The sequence below is a fragment of the Escherichia sp. WS1118 genome (assembly GCF_046487695.1).
GTDB lineage: Bacteria > Pseudomonadota > Gammaproteobacteria > Enterobacterales > Enterobacteriaceae > Escherichia > Escherichia coli.
The window spans coordinates 195,678-216,730 of the sequence record NZ_JBJQIZ010000009.1 but is presented as its reverse complement, the minus strand read 5'-3'; the positions used below and the strand labels follow the sequence as shown (position 1 = coordinate 216,730).

General features: G+C 52.6%; 16 protein-coding genes. 12 read left to right on the top strand and 4 right to left on the bottom strand.

What is annotated here, in order from left to right; all coding sequences use genetic code 11:
* Nucleotides 1-427 precede the first annotated feature (427 nt).
* The 4 genes from qseE to glnB all read left to right on the top strand — a co-directional run bounded on the left by qseE (nt 428) and on the right by glnB (nt 4,456).
* Nucleotides 428-1,855 (top strand): two component system sensor histidine kinase QseE/GlrK, encoded by a 1,428-nt coding sequence (gene qseE / locus ACJHYO_RS16780; protein ID WP_042020567.1) that lies wholly within the window; start codon nt 428-430, stop codon nt 1,853-1,855.
* 164 nt (nt 1,856-2,019) lie between these two features.
* Nucleotides 2,020-2,733 carry a two-component system QseEF-associated lipoprotein QseG gene (gene qseG / locus ACJHYO_RS16775; RefSeq protein WP_001215879.1) on the top strand — a complete coding sequence of 238 codons (714 nt, stop codon included), beginning with the start codon at nt 2,020-2,022 and terminating at the stop codon, nt 2,731-2,733.
* Complete coding sequence (glrR, locus tag ACJHYO_RS16770; RefSeq protein ID WP_001305238.1) at nt 2,723-4,057, top strand: two-component system response regulator GlrR; 1,335 nt, start codon at nt 2,723-2,725, stop codon at nt 4,055-4,057. The genes qseG and glrR overlap by 11 nt, the downstream gene beginning before the upstream one ends.
* A gap of 60 nt (nt 4,058-4,117) precedes the next feature.
* Nucleotides 4,118-4,456, top strand: a complete 339-nt coding sequence (gene glnB / locus ACJHYO_RS16765; protein WP_000717694.1) for a nitrogen regulatory protein P-II — start codon at nt 4,118-4,120, stop codon at nt 4,454-4,456.
* Nucleotides 4,457-4,500: 44 nt separating this feature from the next.
* On the opposite strand, the gene hmpA is transcribed toward glnB, so the two are convergent.
* Nucleotides 4,501-5,691: an NO-inducible flavohemoprotein gene (gene hmpA, locus ACJHYO_RS16760; RefSeq protein ID WP_000883120.1), complete on the bottom strand. Its 1,191-nt coding sequence runs from the start codon at nt 5,689-5,691 to the stop codon at nt 4,501-4,503.
* Nucleotides 5,692-6,019: 328 nt separating this feature from the next.
* Between hmpA and glyA the strand changes: the two genes are divergently transcribed.
* The gene (gene glyA / locus ACJHYO_RS16755) at nt 6,020-7,273 is read left to right on the top strand and encodes a serine hydroxymethyltransferase (RefSeq protein ID WP_000919159.1); all 1,254 of its coding nucleotides are present in this window, start codon (nt 6,020-6,022) and stop codon (nt 7,271-7,273) included.
* Between the two features lie 63 nt (nt 7,274-7,336).
* Here the strand turns inward: glyA and ACJHYO_RS16750 are convergent, their stop codons facing one another.
* Nucleotides 7,337-8,530, bottom strand: coding sequence for an ROK family protein (locus tag ACJHYO_RS16750; protein ID WP_001317987.1), 1,194 nt, complete (start codon nt 8,528-8,530; stop codon nt 7,337-7,339).
* A 117-nt stretch (nt 8,531-8,647) separates the two neighbouring features.
* Between ACJHYO_RS16750 and ACJHYO_RS16745 the strand changes: the two genes are divergently transcribed.
* The 6 genes from ACJHYO_RS16745 to ACJHYO_RS16720 all read left to right on the top strand — a co-directional run bounded on the left by ACJHYO_RS16745 (nt 8,648) and on the right by ACJHYO_RS16720 (nt 17,577).
* Nucleotides 8,648-11,929 (top strand): DUF5107 domain-containing protein, encoded by a 3,282-nt coding sequence (locus ACJHYO_RS16745; protein WP_085455472.1) that lies wholly within the window; start codon nt 8,648-8,650, stop codon nt 11,927-11,929.
* A gap of 96 nt (nt 11,930-12,025) precedes the next feature.
* Nucleotides 12,026-13,009 carry a substrate-binding domain-containing protein gene (locus ACJHYO_RS16740; protein ID WP_001124926.1) on the top strand — a complete coding sequence of 328 codons (984 nt, stop codon included), beginning with the start codon at nt 12,026-12,028 and terminating at the stop codon, nt 13,007-13,009.
* 22 nt (nt 13,010-13,031) lie between these two features.
* Nucleotides 13,032-14,543, top strand: coding sequence for a sugar ABC transporter ATP-binding protein (locus ACJHYO_RS16735; protein WP_000493478.1), 1,512 nt, complete (start codon nt 13,032-13,034; stop codon nt 14,541-14,543).
* Nucleotides 14,544-14,567: 24 nt separating this feature from the next.
* Entirely contained in the window at nt 14,568-15,566 is a 999-nt protein-coding gene (locus tag ACJHYO_RS16730; RefSeq protein WP_001276658.1) for an ABC transporter permease, read from the top strand.
* A 32-nt stretch (nt 15,567-15,598) separates the two neighbouring features.
* Nucleotides 15,599-16,693, top strand: coding sequence for a zinc-dependent alcohol dehydrogenase family protein (locus ACJHYO_RS16725; RefSeq protein ID WP_000700794.1), 1,095 nt, complete (start codon nt 15,599-15,601; stop codon nt 16,691-16,693).
* A gap of 11 nt (nt 16,694-16,704) precedes the next feature.
* The gene (locus tag ACJHYO_RS16720; RefSeq protein WP_085455471.1) at nt 16,705-17,577 is read left to right on the top strand and encodes an aldose 1-epimerase; all 873 of its coding nucleotides are present in this window, start codon (nt 16,705-16,707) and stop codon (nt 17,575-17,577) included.
* 159 nt (nt 17,578-17,736) lie between these two features.
* Here the strand turns inward: ACJHYO_RS16720 and ACJHYO_RS16715 are convergent, their stop codons facing one another.
* Nucleotides 17,737-18,159, bottom strand: a complete 423-nt coding sequence (locus tag ACJHYO_RS16715; RefSeq protein WP_001298395.1) for a DoxX family protein — start codon at nt 18,157-18,159, stop codon at nt 17,737-17,739.
* Nucleotides 18,160-18,527: 368 nt separating this feature from the next.
* Between ACJHYO_RS16715 and ACJHYO_RS16710 the strand changes: the two genes are divergently transcribed.
* Entirely contained in the window at nt 18,528-19,667 is a 1,140-nt protein-coding gene (locus tag ACJHYO_RS16710) for a 3-phenylpropionate MFS transporter (RefSeq protein ID WP_000244186.1), read from the top strand.
* On the opposite strand, the gene csiE is transcribed toward ACJHYO_RS16710, so the two are convergent.
* The gene (gene csiE / locus ACJHYO_RS16705) at nt 19,659-20,939 is read right to left on the bottom strand and encodes a stationary phase inducible protein CsiE (RefSeq protein ID WP_000983019.1); all 1,281 of its coding nucleotides are present in this window, start codon (nt 20,937-20,939) and stop codon (nt 19,659-19,661) included. The genes ACJHYO_RS16710 and csiE overlap by 9 nt on opposite strands.
* Nucleotides 20,940-21,053: the final 114 nt, after the last annotated feature.

Genomic DNA, 21,053 nt, shown 5'->3' with positions numbered 1-21,053 from the left:
GTGACACTTAACTCATTGATTTTAATATTATCTAATAAGTTTATCTTAAGTTGTCTCTTTTTAGCGACACAGTGGCTGATTTACATTCAAATAGTGGAGAAGCTATAAACCCCTCAAAGCAGTGTATAATCAGTACGTTACCAAGCTATTTTCTTTATTGGCACAGTTACTGCATAATAGTAAGCAGTGGCTCATTCACCGACTTATGTCAGCCCCTTCGGGACGTGCTACATAAAATTCGAATGACGCACAACAAGGTGCCTGCCGTCCAACTTCTGATATCAGCGTAGCTATATCAACCATCGGGCGAAACGTCGAGTTAGGCACCGCCTTATTCCATAACAAAGCCGGGTAATTCCCGGCTTTGTTGTATCTGAACTTCCCCTCGGTTAGCATCAGGCTATTCGCGTCTGACGAGAGTAACGCCTTGAAACGCTGGCCCGTTTTTCCCCGCTCATTACGACAACTGGTAATGCTGGCATTTTTGCTGATTCTGCTGCCCCTGTTGGTGCTGGCATGGCAAGCCTGGCAAAGCCTGAATGCACTTAGCGATCAGGCGGCGCTGGTTAACCGCACTACGCTTATTGATGCCCGGCGCAGTGAAGCGATGACCAACGCGGCACTGGAGATGGAGCGCAGCTATCGTCAGTACTGCGTGCTGGACGACCCTACGCTTGCGAAGGTTTATCAAAGCCAGCGCAAGCGTTACAGCGAAATGCTCGATGCCCACGCAGGCGTGCTGCCGGACGATAAACTCTACCAGGCATTACGTCAGGATTTGAATAGTCTGGCTCAACTTCAGTGTAACAACAGCGGTCCCGATGCTGCTGCCGCCGCGCGTCTGGAAGCCTTTGCCAGTGCCAATACCGAAATGGTGCAGGCCACGCGCACAGTGGTGTTCTCTCGTGGGCAGCAACTTCAGCGTGAAATCGCCGAACGTGGGCAATATTTTGGTTGGCAATCGCTGGTGCTATTTCTGGTGAGTCTGGTGATGGTACTGCTTTTCACGAGGATGATTATCGGTCCGGTGAAAAATATCGAGCGCATGATCAACCGGCTGGGGGAAGGGCGTTCTCTGGGCAATAGCGTCTCGTTCAGTGGACCGAGCGAGTTACGCTCGGTTGGGCAACGTATTCTTTGGTTAAGTGAGCGCCTGTCATGGCTGGAATCCCAACGCCATCAATTTTTAAGACATTTATCTCATGAATTAAAAACGCCACTGGCGAGTATGCGCGAGGGCACTGAATTACTGGCTGATCAGGTTGTCGGGCCGCTTACGCCAGAGCAAAAAGAGGTGGTGAGCATTCTTGATAGCAGCAGCCGCAATTTGCAAAAGCTGATCGAACAACTGCTTGATTACAACCGTAAACAGGCGGACAGTGCGGTGGAACTGGAGAATGTTGAGTTAGCACCGCTGGTGGAGACAGTGGTTTCTGCTCATAGCCTGCCCGCACGGGCTAAAATGATGCATACCGACGTTGATCTCAAAGCAACAGCTTGCCTGGCGGAGCCAATGCTGCTGATGAGCGTACTGGATAATCTTTACTCCAATGCGGTGCACTACGGGGCTGAATCCGGTAACATTTGCCTTCGCAGCAGTTTACATGGTGCGCGGGTTTATATTGATGTCATCAATACAGGCACGCCCATTCCGCAAGAGGAACGCGCCATGATCTTCGAACCCTTTTTTCAGGGAAGCCACCAGCGAAAAGGGGCGGTGAAGGGCAGCGGTCTGGGATTAAGCATTGCCAGGGATTGTATTCGCCGTATGCAAGGGGAACTGTATCTGGTCGACGAGAGCGGGCAAGACGTTTGTTTCCGCATTGAATTACCGTCGTCGAAAAACACGAAATAATGCTAACAGCCCATCCCATCAGGCTATTTTATTTGTCAGTTCGGCCCCGGGCAGTGCTCGAAATCTTCACGTACGACATGTACGCTCCGGTTTCTCCGCGCTGTCCATGTCCAAACTGCCTGCAACAATTACGCCCACTGGGATAGGCTTTAAGTCTGGTGAATATGCGACACATTTTTCAACGATTATTGCCCCGACGGCTGTGGCTGGCAGGGCTGCCATGTCTGGCATTGCTGGGTTGCGTGCAGAGTCACAATAAGCCAGCCATTGATACGCCAGCAGAAGAAAAAATTCCGGTTTATCAACTGGCTGACTATCTTTCTACTGAATGTAGCGACATCTGGGCGCTGCAAGGTAAATCAACCGAAACCAATCCGCTTTACTGGCTGCGGGCGATGGATTGTGCTGATCGTTTAATGCCTGCGCAGTCGCGTCAGCAAGCCCGCCAATATGACGACGGCAACTGGCAAAATACCTTTAAACAAGGGATTTTGCTCGCCGACGCCAAAATTACGCCGTATGAGCGCCGCCAGCTGGTCGCGCGCATTGATGCGCTAAGTACCGAGATCCCGGCACAGGTTCGCCCACTGTATCAACTTTGGCGCGACGGTCAGGCGCTGCAACTGCAACTGGCGGAAGAGCGCCAACGCTACAGCAAACTCCAGCAGTCCAGCGACAGCGAGCTGGATACTTTGCGCCAGCAACATCACGTTCTACAACAGCAACTGGAACTCACTACTCGCAAGCTGGAAAACCTGACCGATATTGAACGCCAGCTCTCGACCCGCAAACCGGCTGGAAATTTCTCGCCGGATACGCCGCACGAGAGTGAAAAGCCCGCGCCATCCACCGATGAGGTCACTCCTGATGAGCCATAAACCTGCGCATTTATTACTGGTCGATGATGATCCGGGATTGCTGAAACTGCTTGGCCTGCGCCTGACCAGCGAAGGCTACAGCGTGGTCACGGCGGAAAGTGGCGTTGAAGGATTACGGGTACTGAATCGCGAAAAAGTAGATTTAGTCATCAGCGACCTGCGGATGGATGAAATGGATGGTATGCAGCTATTTGCTGAAATTCAGAAAGTGCAGCCGGGAATGCCAGTAATTATTCTTACCGCGCATGGTTCTATTCCTGATGCCGTTGCTGCAACACAGCAGGGCGTGTTCAGTTTTCTCACCAAGCCTGTCGATAAAGATGCGCTATATCAGGCAATTGACGATGCGCTGGAACAATCCGCGCCAGCCACCGACGAACGTTGGCGCGAGGCGATTGTCACCCGCAGCCCGCTGATGCTGCGCTTGCTGGAACAGGCGCGGCTGGTGGCACAATCAGACGTTAGCGTTTTGATTAACGGCCAGAGCGGCACCGGGAAAGAGATTTTCGCCCAGGCTATCCACAACGCCAGCCCGCGCAACAGCAAGCCATTTATTGCTATTAACTGTGGCGCATTACCCGAGCAATTGCTGGAGTCGGAGCTGTTTGGTCATGCACGTGGCGCGTTTACTGGCGCTGTCAGCAATCGCGAAGGTTTATTCCAGGCGGCGGAAGGCGGTACGCTATTTCTCGATGAGATTGGCGATATGCCCGCACCGTTGCAGGTCAAACTGCTGCGCGTGTTGCAGGAGCGTAAAGTGCGCCCGCTGGGCAGTAACCGCGATATTGATATCGACGTGCGGATTATTTCTGCGACCCACCGCGACCTGCCAAAAGCGATGACGCGCGGGGAATTCCGTGAAGACCTCTATTACCGCCTCAACGTTGTCAGCCTGAAAATTCCGGCCCTGGCGGAGCGCACAGAAGACATTCCGCTACTGGCAAATCACCTGTTGCGCCAGGCGGCAGAGCGACATAAACCGTTTGTCCGCGCGTTCTCCACCGATGCAATGAAACGCCTGATGACTGCGAGCTGGCCGGGCAACGTGCGCCAGTTGGTCAACGTGATTGAACAGTGCGTGGCGCTGACATCATCTCCGGTAATTAGTGATGCGCTGGTGGAGCAGGCGCTGGAGGGCGAAAACACGGCGCTGCCAACCTTTGTTGAGGCGCGTAATCAGTTTGAACTCAACTATTTGCGTAAGCTGCTGCAAATCACCAAAGGCAACGTCACCCACGCGGCGAGAATGGCGGGGCGCAACCGGACAGAATTTTATAAACTGCTTTCCCGACACGAACTGGATGCAAACGATTTCAAGGAATGAATTGGCGTTATGTGTTACGTTTAGCAGATCAAAAGACAGGCGACCTTTTCAAGGAATAGCATGAAAAAGATTGATGCGATTATTAAACCCTTCAAGCTGGACGATGTCCGCGAAGCACTGGCTGAAGTCGGTATTACCGGCATGACGGTCACTGAGGTGAAAGGTTTTGGCCGCCAGAAAGGCCATACCGAGCTGTACCGCGGTGCGGAGTATATGGTGGATTTTCTGCCGAAAGTGAAAATTGAGATTGTCGTACCGGACGACATTGTCGATACCTGTGTCGATACCATTATTCGCACGGCGCAAACTGGCAAAATCGGTGACGGTAAAATCTTCGTCTTCGACGTGGCACGGGTCATTCGCATCCGTACCGGTGAAGAGGACGACGCGGCAATTTAAAACGCGTCAAGGGTTGCCGGATGTGTCCATCCGGCAACATCAAATCACAGCACCTTATGCGGGCCAAAGCATTCGTAATGAATGTTTTCCTGTTTCACGCCCAGATCCACTAACTGTTTCGCGGCAAACTGCATGAAGCCAACCGGGCCGCAGAGATAGAACTGCATTGTCGGATCGCTGAACGCACCTTCCAGTTTGCTCAAATCCATCAGACCTTCGCTATCAAACTGACCTTTAGCGCGATCGGCTTCGCTCGGCTGACGATACCAGGTGTGTGCGGTAAAGCGTGGCAGTGATTGACCCAGTTCCTTAACTTCATCGGCAAAGGCGTGAACATCGCCATTTTCTGCCGCATGGAACCAGTTCACTTGTGCTGTGTGGCCTGCTTTTGCCAGCGTGTCGAGCATTGCCAGCATTGGCGTTTGACCGACACCGGCAGAGATTAACGTCACTGGTGTGTCATCTGCGACAGCCATAAAGAAATCACCTGCCGGAGCGACCAGTTTCACGACATCGCCAACATTGGCGTGATTGTGCAGCCAGTTGGATACCTGCCCACCCTCTTCGCGTTTCACCGCAATACGATAGCCTTTGCCATCCGGTTTGCGAGTCAAAGAGTACTGACGAATTTCCTGATGCGGGAAACCTTCCGGCTTCAGCCAGACGCCGAGATATTGCCCCGGACGGTATTCTGCCACTGCGCCACCGTCGACCGGCTCCAGTTCGAAGCTGGTGATAAGTGCGCTGCGTGGTGTTTTAGCCACAATGCGGAAATCGCGAGTACCTTCCCAACCACCGGCTTTGCTGGCGTTTTCGTTATAGATTTCCGCCTCGCGATTGATAAATACATTAGCCAGGACGCCATAGGCTTTACCCCACGCGTCCAGCACTTCCTGCCCCGGGCTGAACATTTCGTCCAGCGTTGCCAACAGGTGTTCACCGACGATGTTGTACTGTTCCGGTTTGATCTGGAAACTGGTGTGCTTCTGCGCGATTTTTTCTACCGCTGGCAGCAGCGCAGGCAGGTTTTCAATATTGCTGGCGTAGGCGGCAATAGCGTTAAACAGGGCTTCACGTTGATCGCCATTACGCTGGTTACTCATGTTAAAAATTTCTTTGAGTTCTGGGTTATGAGTAAACATACGGTCGTAGAAATGGGCGGTTAACTTTGGTCCCGTTTCCACCAGTAAAGGGATGGTGGCTTTTACTGTAGCGATGGTTTGAGCGTCAAGCATATGGTCTTCCTTTTTTTTGCATCTTAATTGATGTATCTCAAATGCATCTTATAAAAAATAGCCCTGCAATGTAAATGGTTCTTTGGTGTTTTTCAGAAAGAATGTGATGAAGTGAAAAATTTGCATCACAAACCTGAAAAGAAATCCGTTTCCGGTTGCAAGCTCTTTATTCTCCAAAGCCTTGCGTAGCCTGAAGGTAATCGTTTGCGTAAATTCCTTTGTCAAGACCTGTTATCGCACAATGATTCGGTTATACTGTTCGCCGTTGTCCAACAGGACCGCCTATAAAGGCCAAAAATTTTATTGTTAGCTGAGTCAGGAGATGCGGATGTTAAAGCGTGAAATGAACATTGCCGATTATGATGCCGAACTGTGGCAGGCTATGGAGCAGGAAAAAGTACGTCAGGAAGAGCACATCGAACTGATCGCCTCCGAAAACTACACCAGCCCGCGCGTAATGCAGGCGCAGGGTTCTCAGCTGACCAACAAATATGCTGAAGGTTATCCGGGCAAACGCTACTACGGCGGTTGCGAGTATGTTGATATCGTTGAACAACTGGCGATCGATCGTGCGAAAGAACTGTTCGGCGCTGACTACGCTAACGTCCAGCCGCACTCCGGCTCCCAGGCTAACTTTGCGGTCTACACCGCGTTGCTGGAACCAGGCGATACCGTTCTGGGTATGAATCTGGCGCATGGCGGTCACCTGACTCACGGTTCTCCGGTTAACTTCTCCGGTAAACTGTACAACATCGTTCCTTACGGTATCGATGCTACCGGTCATATCGACTACGCCGATCTGGAAAAACAAGCCAAAGAACACAAACCGAAAATGATTATCGGTGGCTTCTCTGCATATTCCGGCGTGGTTGACTGGGCGAAAATGCGTGAAATCGCTGACAGCATCGGTGCTTACCTGTTCGTTGATATGGCGCACGTTGCGGGCCTGGTTGCTGCTGGCGTCTACCCGAACCCGGTTCCTCATGCTCATGTTGTTACTACCACCACTCACAAAACCCTGGCGGGTCCGCGCGGCGGCCTGATCCTGGCGAAAGGTGGTAGCGAAGAGCTGTACAAAAAACTGAACTCTGCCGTTTTCCCTGGTGGTCAGGGCGGTCCGTTGATGCACGTAATCGCCGGTAAAGCGGTTGCTCTGAAAGAAGCAATGGAACCTGAGTTCAAAACTTACCAGCAGCAGGTCGCGAAAAACGCCAAAGCGATGGTAGAAGTGTTCCTCGAACGCGGCTACAAAGTGGTTTCTGGTGGTACTGATAACCACCTGTTCCTGGTTGATCTGGTTGATAAAAACCTGACCGGTAAAGAAGCAGACGCCGCTCTGGGCCGTGCTAACATCACCGTGAACAAAAACAGCGTACCGAACGATCCGAAGAGCCCGTTTGTGACTTCCGGTATTCGTGTAGGTACTCCGGCGATTACCCGTCGTGGCTTTAAAGAAGCCGAAGCGAAAGAACTGGCTGGCTGGATGTGTGACGTGCTGGACAGCATCAATGATGAAGCCGTTATCGAGCGCATCAAAGGTAAAGTTCTCGACATCTGCGCACGTTACCCGGTTTACGCATAAGCGAAACGGTTAATCTGTTGAAAAAAGGCTTCCTTCGGGAAGCCTTTCTACGTTATCGCGCCATCAAATCTGCCGTAACTGCGCCTCAACATACAAATAGCCAATTCCCAGTACCTGTTGTGCGCGGCTTAATTGCCCAAAGCCAATCTGTGTCGCTTTCACGCTCGGTCCTTCGTCGCGGTCGAACGGGTTAAATCCCGTCTGGCGAATAATGGTATTAAGCCAGTTCTCACCAAAGGCACAACTGCGACCGTACAACCAAATCTGATTAATATTGAGGATGTTGAGGAAGTTATACAGACTCAAACCAATGGCGTTGGCAGAGCGATCAACCCAACTGGTGATCCACGGTTCTCCACTCTGCCAGGCAGCGATTAACTGCGCGGTAGTCAGTTTTTCAGGATCAAGCTGAGTATTAACCGGTTGTGATTTTAGCCATACCCGCGCCTGTTTTTTTAATGCGCTTAACGAGGCGACGGTTTCCAGGCAGCCATAACGTCCGCAGTCGCAGACGACGCCATCCGGATTAACGATGGTGTGACCAATCTGTCCGCTACCATACAAACTGCCGCGATAAATTTGCTCGTTAATCACGAACGACGAGCCAATGCCGTAATCAACGTTGATCACGCAGAAATCCCGGCCCTGCGAATTATTTTGCCATTTCTCCGCCAGCGCCAGCATCACGCAGTCATTATCGACCATCACCCGAATGCCGAGCTTCTCTTCCAGCAGATATTTTACCTCAACCGGCGTTGTCCACGGCGCTTGCGGCATGGTTTGCGACACGCCGGTCACCGGATCAACCTGACCGTGGATTGCCAGCGCTAGGTTGATGGTACGGTCCGGCCACAATTTACGGTGGCGATGCCAGCATTTTTCGATTTCGGACAGCAGCGCCTGCGGCGTCGGTGCATCAATCTGTAAATACTCAAATTCGCCTTTCGGACTTAAACAGGCATTAGCGACCTGACACTCAATGCTGGTGGGCGTCACGTTCAGACACAGCGTCCAGTCACCTTCCGGCGCAATCAGCCATGTACCGCTACTATGTCCGCGCGTCTGGCTTTCATCGTCGATATTCACCACCCGTTTTTCGCTTTCCAGTTCCTGCAAAATATTACTGACCGCCGGAATCGAAATTTGCGCCAGCCGGGCCAGCGTTGATTTATTGGCGCGCTTTTGCCGGTACAGCAGTTCCAGAATCACGCATTTGTTATGGTGGCGAATCTGTTGATTGTTAATGCAGGCTCTCATCTTCACTAAACCCTGTTTAGTTAATTGCGTGATTATTCCGCGAAAACAGTGCCAGATTGTTCAATACACTGCCACAAATCTTTTAATTCAGTATGTCTTGTTAATATTGAGGGCACCATGACTCCAGTAAAAGTGTGGCAAGAGCGCGTTGAGATCCCGACCTATGAAACCGGGCCGCAGGATATACATCCCATGTTCCTGGAAAATCGCGTTTATCAGGGATCGTCCGGCGCGGTTTATCCCTACGGCGTGACCGATACGCTGAGCGAGCAGAAAACCCTGAAATCTTGGCAGGCGGTGTGGCTGGAAAACGACTACATCAAAGTGATGATCCTGCCGGAACTGGGCGGTCGGGTGCATCGCGCGTGGGATAAAGTGAAACAGCGCGATTTTGTTTATCACAATGAAGTCATTAAACCGGCGCTGGTGGGACTGCTGGGGCCGTGGATCTCCGGCGGGATTGAGTTTAACTGGCCGCAACACCATCGCCCGACCACCTTTATGCCCGTTGATTTCACCCTCGAAGCCCATGACGACGGCGCACAGACGGTGTGGGTCGGCGAAACGGAGCCGATGCACGGTTTACAGGTGATGACAGGTTTCACCCTGCGCCCTGACCGGGCGGCGCTGGAAATCGCCAGTCGCGTCTATAACGGCAACGCCACGCCGCGTCATTTCTTGTGGTGGGCCAACCCGGCAGTGAAAGGGGGTGAAGGGCATCAGAGCGTTTTCCCACCGGATGTGACTGCGGTGTTTGATCACGGCAAACGGGCCGTCTCCGCTTTCCCCATCGCCACCGGCACTTACTACAAAGTGGACTACTCCGCCGGGGTGGACATTTCTCGCTATAAAAATGTGCCCGTTCCAACCTCATATATGGCTGAAAAATCACAGTACGATTTTGTTGGCGCGTGGTGTCACGATGAAGATGGTGGTTTGCTACACGTTGCCAACCACCATATTGCGCCAGGTAAAAAACAGTGGAGCTGGGGACACAGTGAATTTGGCCAGGCGTGGGATAAGAGCCTGACTGACAATAACGGCCCGTATATCGAACTGATGACCGGTATTTTTGCCGATAACCAGCCTGATTTTACCTGGCTTGATGCTTACGAGGAGAAGCGTTTCGAGCAGTATTTCCTGCCTTATCATTCTCTGGGCATGGTGCAAAATGCCTCCCGCGATGCGGTGATAAAACTCCAGCGTAGTGAGCGGGGGATTGAGTGGGGGCTGTATGCCATCTCTCCGTTGAACGGATACCGCCTGGCGATCCGCGAAATCGGCAAATGCAACGCGTTGCTCGATGATGCCGTGGCCCTGACACCAGCGACCGCCATCCAGGGCGTGTTGCACGGTATCAATCCTGAAAGGCTGACCATTGAGCTCTCCGATGCCGACGGCAATATTGTACTGAGTTATCATGAACATCAGCCGCAAGCGTTGCCGTTGCCGGACGTCGCCAAAGCGCCACTGGCAGCACAAGACATTACCAGTACAGATGAAGCCTGGTTTATCGGTCAACATCTGGAGCAATATCATCACGCGAGCCGTTCACCGTTCGATTACTACCTGCGCGGCGTGGCGCTGGATCCGCTGGATTATCGCTGTAACCTGGCGCTGGCGATGCTGGAATATAACCGTGCCGATTTCCCGCAAGCGGTGGCGTATGCCACTCAGGCGCTGAAACGCGCACATGCGCTGAACAAAAATCCGCAGTGCGGACAGGCGAGTTTGATTCGCGCCAGTGCTTACGAACGTCAGGGGCAATATCAACAAGCCGAAGAGGATTTCTGGCGTGCGGTCTGGAGCGGCAACAGTAAAGCAGGCGGCTATTATGGTCTGGCACGGCTGGCGGCGCGTAATGGTAACTTTGACGCTGGTCTGGATTTTTGCCAACAAAGTCTTCGCGCCTGCCCAACCAATCAGGAAGTGCTTTGCCTGCATAACCTGCTACTGGTGTTAAGTGGTCGTCAGGACAACGCGCGTTTGCAGCGCGAGAAACTGCTGCGTGATTATCCGCTGAACGCTACTCTGTGGTGGCTGAACTGGTTCGATGGTCGTAGCGAATCTGCCCTCGTACAGTGGCGAGGTCTTTGTCAGGGACGCGACGTTAACGCCCTGATGACCGCCGGGCAACTGATTAACTGGGGCATGCCCGCCCTGGCGGCAGATATGCTGAACGCACTGGACTGTCAGCGCACGCTACCGCTTTACCTGCAAGCCAGTTTGCTACCAAAAGCTGAACGCGGAGAACTGGTCGCAAAAGCTATTGATGCCTTCCCGCAGTTTGTCCGTTTCCCGAATACGCTGGAAGAAGTGGCGGCGCTGGAGAGTATCGAAGAGTGCTGGTTTGCCCGGCATTTACTGGCCTGCTTCTACTACAACAAGCGTAGCTACGGCAAAGCCATTGCCTTATGGCAGCGTTGCGTAGAGATGTCGCCGGAGTTTGCCGACGGCTGGCGCGGGTTGGCGATCCATGCGTGGAATAAGCAGCACGATTATGAGCTGGCCGCGCGTTATCTTGATAATGCTTATCAGCTTGCGCCGCAGGATGCACGTCTGCTTTTCGAACGGGATTTGCTGGATAAGTTAAGCGGTGTCACACCGGAGAAACGACTGGCGCGTCTGGAAAATAATCTGGAAATTGCGCTGAAACGCGACGACATGACCGCAGAACTGCTCAATTTGTGGCATCTCACTGGTCAGGCAGACAAAGCGGCGGACATTCTCGCCACGCGCAAATTCCACCCGTGGGAAGGTGGGGAAGGGAAGGTCACCAGCCAGTTTATCCTCAACCAGTTATTACGCGCCTGGCAGCATCTTGATGCCAGAGAGCCGCAGCAGGCCAGCGAACTGCTTCATGCCGCGCTGCATTATCCGGAGAATTTAAGCGAAGGCCGTTTACCGGGGCAAACTGACAACGACATCTGGTTCTGGCAGGCAGTATGCGCCAACGCGCAGGGCGATGAAACTGAAGCGATGCGTTGTTTACGTCTGGCGGCGACCGGCGATCGCACCATTAACATCCACAGTTATTACAACGATCAGCCGGTTGATTATCTCTTCTGGCAAGGAATGGCGCTGCGACTGCTGGGCGAACAACACACCGCACAGCAACTGTTTAGTGAAATGAAACAGTGGGCGAAAGAGATGGCGAAAACCAGTATCGAAGCGGATTTCTTTGCCGTCTCGCAGCCTGACTTGTTGTCGCTGTATAGCGATTTACAACAGCAGCATAAAGAAAAATGCCTGATGGTGGCGATGCTGGCGGCCGCGGGATTAGGGGAGGTTGCGCACTATGAATCTGCTCGCGCTGAATTGATGGCGATTAATCCAGCCTGGCCGAAAGCGGCATTATTCACCACCGTGATGCCTTTTATTTTTAGCTACGTTCACTAAACCCTATTAACTGTAATATTTGAGCGGCACGCGCTGCCGCTCACGCTCAAATAATTAAAATAAGCCGTTGTAAATAAAAACCCTACAGGAGGCACTATGCCTAAAAAAATGACAAGAACCCGTAATTTATTATTAATGGCTACGCTATTGGGTAGCGCACTATTTGCCAGGGCTTCTGATAAAGAAATGACTATTGGCGCAATATACCTTGATACCCAGGGATATTACGCCGGAGTGCGTCAGGGCGTTCAGGATGCGGCAAAAGATTCTTCAGTACAGGTACAATTAATTGAAACTAACGCTCAGGGCGATATTTCGAAAGAAAGTACCTTTGTTGATACCCTCGTGGCGCGTAATGTCGATGCCATTATTTTATCGGCAGTGTCTGAAAATGGCAGTAGCCGTACCGTTCGTCGCGCCAGTGAAGCGGGTATTCCGGTGATTTGCTACAACACCTGTATTAATCAAAAGGGTGTCGATAAATATGTCTCGGCATATCTGGTTGGTGACCCGCTGGAATTTGGTAAAAAACTGGGTAACGCAGCCGCCGATTATTTTATTGCCAACAAAATTGACCAGCCGAAAATTGCCGTCATCAATTGCGAAGCCTTTGAAGTTTGTGTGCAACGACGTAAAGGGTTTGAAGAAGTATTAAAAGCCCGCGTTCCCGGCGCGCAAATTGTCGCTAATCAGGAAGGGACTGTTTTAGATAAAGCGATTTCTGTCGGTGAAAAACTGATTATCTCCACGCCGGATCTCAACGCCATTATGGGGGAATCGGGCGGAGCGACACTCGGCGCGGTAAAAGCGGTACGTAATCAAAATCAGGCCGGAAAAATTGCTGTTTTCGGTTCTGATATGACCACTGAAATTGCTCAGGAGCTGGAAAACAACCAGGTGCTGAAAGCGGTGGTGGATATTTCCGGTAAGAAAATGGGCAATGCTGTTTTTACGCAAACATTGAAGGTTATCAATAAACAAGCCGACGGTGAAAAAGTGATTCAGGTGCCAATCGATCTCTATACCAAAACGGAAGACGGTAAACAGTGGCTGGCAACGCACGTTGATGGTCTGCCCTAATCGCTGATTCGCAGAGGTCCCTATGTTCACGGCAACAGAGGCAGTCCCGGTAGCAAAAGTGGTGGCAGGAAATAAGCGTTATCCCGGCGTCGTTGCGCTGGATAACGTTAACTTCACGCTCAATAAAGGCGAAGTTCGCGCGCTGTTAGGCAAAAACGGTGCGGGAAAATCGACCCTCATTCGAATGCTGACCGGTAGCGAACGTCCGGATAGCGGTGATATCTGGATTGGCGAGACGCGACTGGAAGGTGACGAAGCTACGCTGACTCGCCGTGCCGCTGAACTGGGGGTTCGTGCGGTTTATCAGGAGTTAAGTCTGGTGGAAGGGCTGACAGTGGCGGAAAACCTCTGCCTCGGTCAGTGGCCCCGCCGCAACGGCATGATTGATTACCTGCAAATGGCGCAGGACGCCCAACGTTGCTTACAGGCGTTGGGCGTTGACGTTAGTCCTGAACAACTTGTTTCAACACTAAGCCCGGCGCAAAAGCAACTGGTGGAAATTGCGCGGGTGATGAAGGGCGAGCCGCGCGTGGTCATTCTTGATGAACCCACCAGCTCGCTTGCCAGTGCGGAAGTTGAACTGGTGATCAGCGCGGTGAAAAAGATGTCGGCACTGGGCGTGGCGGTGATTTATGTCAGCCACCGGATGGAAGAAATTCGCCGCATTGCCTCCTGTGCCACCGTTATGCGCGATGGTCAGGTGGCGGGCGATGTGATGCTCGAAAACACCTCTACGCATCATATTGTGTCGCTAATGCTCGGGCGCGATCACGTTGATATTGCGCCGGTTGCCCCTCAGGAAATTGTGGATCAAGCCGTGCTGGAAGTCCGTGCGTTACGCCATAAGCCCAAGCTGGAGGATATCAGTTTTACGCTACGTCGTGGCGAAGTGCTCGGCATTGCTGGTCTGCTGGGGGCAGGGCGCAGTGAATTGCTGAAGGCGATTGTTGGGCTGGAGACGTATGAACAGGGCGAAATTGTTATCAACGGCGAGAAAATCACGCGCCCCGATTACGGCGACATGCTGAAACGCGGCATTGGCTATACGCCAGAAAACCGCAAAGAAGCGGGGATCATTCCCTGGTTGGGCGTTGACGAAAATACAGTGCTGACCAATCGGCAAAAAATCAGCGCCAACGGTGTGCTGCAATGGTCCACCATCCGCCGCCTGACCGAAGAGGTGATGCAGCGGATGACGGTCAAGGCCGCCAGTAGCGAAACGCCCATCGGCACGCTTTCTGGCGGCAATCAGCAAAAAGTGGTGATCGGTCGTTGGGTCTATGCCGCCAGCCAGATTTTGTTGCTCGACGAGCCAACGCGCGGCGTCGATATCGAAGCCAAACAGCAAATTTACCGTATTGTCCGCGAGCTGGCTGCCGAAGGAAAAAGCGTGGTGTTTATCTCCAGTGAAGTGGAGGAGTTGCCGCTGGTGTGTGACCGCATCCTGTTATTACAGCACGGCACGTTCTCGCAGGAGTTTCACTCTCCGGTCAATGTGGATGAGCTGATGTCCGCCATTCTGTCTGTGCACTGATGAATTTTACCGAGGAACCTGAAGATGTCTGCTTCGTCATTACCATTGCCGCAGGGCAAGAGCGTCTCGCTCAAACAATTTGTCAGTCGCCATATTAATGAGATCGGTTTGCTGGTGGTGATTGCCATTCTTTATCTGGTCTTCTCCCTGAATGCGCCTGGCTTTATCTCATTGAATAACCAAATGAACGTGCTGCGCGATGCCGCCACCATCGGGATCGCCGCCTGGGCGATGACGCTGATTATTATCTCCGGTGAAATTGATGTCAGCGTTGGGCCGATGGTGGCTTTTGTTTCAGTGTGCCTGGCGTTTTTGCTGCAATTTGACGTTCCGCTGGCGATTGCTTGTCTGCTGGTGTTGCTGTTAGGTGCGCTGATGGGAACGCTCGCCGGGGTGCTGCGCGGCGTGTTTAGCGTGCCAAGTTTTGTTGCCACGCTGGGTTTATGGAGCGCCCTGCGCGGAATGGGGCTGTTTATGACGAACGCCTTGCCAGTGCCAATTAACGAAAACGAAGTGCTGGATTGGCTGGGCGGACAATTTCTCGGTGTGCCGGTATCCGCGCTGATCATGATGGTGTTATTTGCGCTGTTTGTGTTCATTAGCCGCAAAACTGCCTTCGGGCGCTCGGTTTTTGCTGTTGGCGGTAATGCCACTGCAGCGCAGTTGTGCGGTATTAACGTTCGTCGGGTACGCATTCTTATTTTTACCCTTTCGGGATTATTAGCGGCGGTGACCGGCATTTTGTTGGCGGCCCGCCTCGGTTCCGGTAACGCAGGTGCCGCAAACGGTCTGGAGTTTGACGTCATCGCCGCGGTCGTTGTCGGCGGTACGGCGCTTTCCGGCGGTCGCGGCTCGTTGTTCGGTACGCTGCTTGGCGTACTGGTGATTACGCTAATCGGTAACGGTCTGGTGCTGCTCGGGATTAACTCCTTTTTCCAGCAGGTGGTGCGCGGCGTCATCATCGTGGTGGCGGTGCTGGCGAATATCTTGCTGACCCAGCGTAGCAGTAAAGCGAAACGCTAAACCTTAACGCCCCTGGCGCAGGTGCGGCAGGGATGAAAATTAATCGTATTGTTAATGAGGGATTTATGAAAACGATGCTGGCAGCTTATTTACCAGGAAATTCGACCGTCGATCTGCGGGAAGTTGCGGTGCCGACGCCGGGGATTAACCAGGTACTGATCAAAATGAAATCCTCCGGGATTTGCGGAAGCGATGTCCACTATATCTACCACCAGCACCGCGCTACGGCGGCGGCACCCGATAAACCGTTATACCAGGGATTTATCAACGGTCATGAACCGTGCGGGCAGATTGTGGCGATGGGGCAAGGCTGTCGCCATTTTAAAGAGGGCGACCGCGTGCTGGTGTATCACATTTCCGGTTGTGGCTTTTGCCCGAACTGCCGTCGCGGTTTTCCTATCTCCTGCACCGGTGAAGGAAAAGCCGCTTACGGCTGGCAGCGTGACGGCGGTCATGCCGAATACCTACTGGCGGAAGAAAAAGATCTGATCCTCCTGCCAGACGCGCTGAGTTACGAAGATGGCGCGTTTATCAGTTGCGGTGTTGGTACGGCGTATGAAGGGATTTTGCGCGGCGAGGTTTCCGGTAGCGATAACGTGGTGGTGGTTGGTCTGGGGCCGGTCGGCATGATGGCGATGATGCTGGCGAAAGGTCGCGGTGCAAAAAGGATCATCGGCGTTGATATGTTGCCGGAACGTCTGGCGATGGCGAAACAGTTAGGAGTGATGGATCACGGCTATTTAGCGACCACCGAAGGTCTGCCGCAGATAATCGCCGAACTCACTCACGGCGGCGCGGATGTTGCGCTTGATTGTTCCGGTAATGCCGCAGGTCGCTTACTGGCACTGCAATCCACCGCTGACTGGGGACGCGTGGTTTACATTGGTGAAACCGGAAAAGTCGAGTTCGAGGTTAGCGCTGACCTGATGCACCATCAACGGCGGATTATCGGCTCCTGGGTGACCAGTCTGTTCCATATGGAAAAATGCGCCCACGATTTAACGGACTGGAAACTGTGTCCGCGTAATGCCATTACCCACCGCTTCTCGCTGGAACAGGCGGGAGATGCTTATGCACTGATGGCAAGCGGCAAATGCGGGAAAGTTGTGATTAATTTCCCGGATTAAGGAGTCTGCGGATGACCATCTATACCTTATCTCACGGGCCGCTAAAGCTGGACGTTTCTGATCAGGGCGGCGTAATCGAAGGCTTCTGGCGCGATACGACGCCGCTGCTACGTCCTGGTAAAAAAAGCGGTGTGGCAACCGATGCCTCTTGTTTTCCGCTGGTACCATTTGCAAACCGGGTGAGCGGCAACCGTTTTGTCTGGCAGGGGCGTGAGTATCAACTGCAACCGAATGTTGAGTGGGATGCGCACTATCTACACGGCGATGGCTGGTTGGGCGAGTGGCAATGTGTCTCGCGCAGCGATGATAGCTTGTGTCTGGTGTATGAACATCTCAGCGGTGTTTATCACTATCGGGTAAGCCAGGCATTTCATTTAACGGCGGATACGCTGACGGTGACGCTCGCTGTCACCAATCAAGGGGCAGAGACGCTGCCATTTGGTACCGGCTGGCATCCTTATTTTCCGTTGTCGCCGCAAACGCGGATTCAGGCACAGGCGAGCTGTTACTGGCGGGAGCAGGAGCAGTGGCTGGCGGGTGAGTTTTGCGAGCAGCTACCGCAGGAACTGGATTTTAACCAGCTCACGCCGTTGCCGCGCCAGTGGGTAAACAATGGTTTTGCCGGATGGAATGGTCAGGCCCGCATCGAGCAGCCGCAGGAGGGTTATGCCATCATCATGGAAACGACGCCACCTGCACCGTGTTATTTCATCTTTGTTTCAGACCCTGCGTTTGATAAAGGATATGCGTTTGATTTCTTCTGTCTGGAACCGATGAGTCATGCGCCGGATGACCATCATCGTCCGGAAGGTGGTGACCTCATTGCGCTTGCACCAGGGGAATCAACAATTTCAGAGATGTCGTTGCGGGTTGCGTTGCTGTAATTTATAAAATGCCGGATGCACAGGCCTACGGGGTAATTTCGATTTTGTAGCACTCGGTGCACGATGCCTGATGCGACGCTTGCTGCGTCTTATCAGGCCTACAATCGGTGTTGGAGCGGTAGGCCGGATAAGGCGTTTACGCCGCATCCGGCATCTTTCCTAACGCCGATCGAGAGAAATTGCCCCCGGCCCGGTAATTGCCAGCAGCAGGAATGCGCCAGCAATGCTGATATTCTTCCAGAAATTAATCATATTTGGCCCAACCGCATCGCCAGTCATATCCCAGTAATGATGACCAATCACCGCAGTTCCCAGCGTGTAGAAAATAAACAGCACCGCCAGCGGACGGGTGAAAAAGCCAAGTATGATTAATATCGCGGCGGGCACTTCCATAACTACCGCAATAATCGCTGCCAGCATCGGCATTGGTGCGCCCAGCGAGGCCATATATTGGACCGTACCGTCAAAGCCCATCATTTTGGGAAAACCAAAAATAATGAAAATTAAGACCACGGCGATACGGGCAATTAATAACAAAACGGGGCGGGCAGTGCCAAAATCAAAATAACGTAGTGAGTTCATAACCAATCCCTTTGCAAGATGATGTGATTTAAACGTAATACACACTCTGGCACCTCGCCACGCCCAGGCGTTGAGATATTCGTTTCTGGTATAACGGCATAACGCAGATGGCTGACAATGTGCTTATTGTTTCCTGCCGGATGCGACATGCACGCCTTATCCGTCTCACATGAGTTTGTCAGTTCAATAAATTGCGATTTTCACCTGTTTCATCGTTCTTTTTTACATGTTGTGTTGTGGGCCGCTCTTTTTTGTCATTTCCTGATATGCAGGATAACCGTCAGGAAGCAGGCTCGAATATTCTTATTTTTCAACTTGCACCAACATTCGATTAACCTCAGACTAACGCCTCCTGACGGGAGGGACTCATGGTTTTGCAATCCACGCGCTGGTTGGCGCTCGGCTATTTCACATACTTTTTTAGTTACGGCATTTTTCTACCTTTCTGGAGCGTCTGGCTTAAAGGGATTGGTTTAACGCCAGAAACCATCGGCCTGTTATTGGGGGCGGGTCTGGTTGCCCGTTTCCTCGGGAGTTTGCTCATCGCGCCCCGCGTCAGCGATCCTTCCCGCCTGATTTCCGCCTTGCGCGTGCTGGCACTGCTGACACTTCTCTTTGCTGTCGCCTTCTGGGCGGGGGCGCACGTAGCGTGGCTGATGCTGGTGATGATTGGCTTTAACCTCTTTTTCTCACCGCTGGTACCGTTGACCGATGCACTGGCGAATACGTGGCAAAAGCAGTTCCCGCTTGATTACGGCAAAGTGAGACTGTGGGGCTCGGTGGCGTTTGTCATTGGCTCGGCGCTGACGGGCAAACTGGTCAGTATGTTTGATTATCGGGTGATCCTCGCGCTGTTGACGTTGGGCGTGGCATCCATGCTGCTCGGCTTTCTCATCCGTCCGACGATTCAGCCACAAGGGGCAAGCCGCCAGCAGGAGAGCACCGGCTGGTCTGCGTGGTTGGCGTTGGTTCGCCAGAACTGGCGCTTTCTGGCCTGCGTTTGTTTATTGCAGGGGGCACATGCGGCCTATTACGGTTTTAGCGCCATTTACTGGCAGGCAGCTGGCTACTCGGCCTCGGCGGTGGGGTATTTGTGGTCGCTGGGCGTGGTGGCGGAAGTCATTATCTTTGCGCTGAGTAATAAACTTTTCCGCCGTTGTAGTGCACGCGATATGCTGTTGATCTCGGCGATTTGCGGCGTAGTGCGCTGGGGCATTATGGGAGCAACGACGGCGTTGCCGTGGTTGATAGTGGTGCAAATTCTGCATTGCGGTACCTTCACGGTCTGCCACCTGGCTGCCATGCGCTATATTGCTGCTCGCCAGGGTAGCGAAGTCATCCGTTTACAGGCGGTTTACTCTGCCGTCGCGATGGGCGGCAGTATCGCCATCATGACCGTTTTCGCCGGTTTCCTGTATCAATATCTCGGCCACGGCGTGTTCTGGGTGATGGCGCTGGTGGCGCTTCCGGCAATGTTTTTGCGCCCGAAAGTTGTTCCCTCATGCTGATTCGAGCATTTTGCGGATCTGCTCCTGTTGATGTGTTGTCAATGTCAGGTCCGTATAGATCAGCGGTGGTGAAAAGAGCGGTAACGGCATGGTATAAGGAGCAATAATCAGTGCCGCGCCGCGCGGAGCGCCTGTCTGCAAAAATACCTTTACCGACATATGTTTAATGTTGAGCGGCAGTAACGTTAGTTCGCGTAGCTGCTGCTCAATCTGCGCTTCTCGCTCGCTATCATTCCCGGTCAGTAGAATAATCTGTTTCTCATGCAGGTCGTTTTCCTGCATTAGCCAGGCACCAAAAATCACCGCGACCAGACCGCTTTCCTCATCAGAAAGATGGACGCCGTATTCACTTTCAAATCCAGCCAGCGCCGCGCGGGTGGTGCGCACCAGGCGTGGATACAGGCGGGCGAACTCTTCCGGCAGGGTGTTATCAATACCGATGGCAAACAAACTGCGATTTAACGCCTGGGCGAGGTGGGTATAAAGCTGATCGCATAACCCCTGTTCATCATAAAAACGAACATTTCCCAGCTCACGAAAGTGGTTTACCAGACGTTTGATAGACTTACGCAGTTGCCTGTCCCGCTGATGCGCATCCCGCAGTGGATCGGGAACCCGCAACATGGAAAAAAGTAATGCCATAAACAGTGGCTCATCAGGCGGTACAGGCTGGAGCGCCCGACGCTGCCAGTGGCGTCCAATTTCCTGCGCTACCTGAAATTCAAGGCAGGATTCCGCCCAGCGACGTTGGAGCGGATTAAACTGAGGCGTAATTCCAGCGTGGTGTTGCAGCAAACAATATTGCAGATACAGACACAGGAAATGAATATCGCGCGTTTCAAAGCGTTTTTGCAGCCGTCGGGAGCAGAGATTCACTAACGCTTGTAGATTGGTATCGTCGTAAAAGTTACGCGCAATTCCGCGCCGCTTCAGTTCACTCTTCAGGGCGGGGGTGAAATGGCTGGTAATAAATGACGGACACAGACGGAAACCACGTCGTAGCCAGTGAAATAAACACAAACGTTGGTTAAGCACTGTACCTTCAACCCGGTAGCTACCGTCATAACCAGTAGTCAGTGTGAGTTGATGATAGCGCAGGATCTCCCGTCCTGTTTCGCTGATATCAAGACTGGCAATATCATCATCCACACCATTAAGCTCGCTGAAAGTTGCCGTGGTGGCGGTCAACCCCGGCTGAAAGAGCGTCAGCAAGATCTGGCAGCGGCGCTGGGGAGCCGAAAGGACAGATGGTGGAGCAAGCGTAGGCATCATCTGTAGATCTCCCATAAGCATAATTGATAAGAATAGCTAAAGTTTGCTCAGGGAAATGGCGAAGGGAATGCTAATCATCAGAAATGTTGGCAAGCATCACAGAATTTTTCTCAT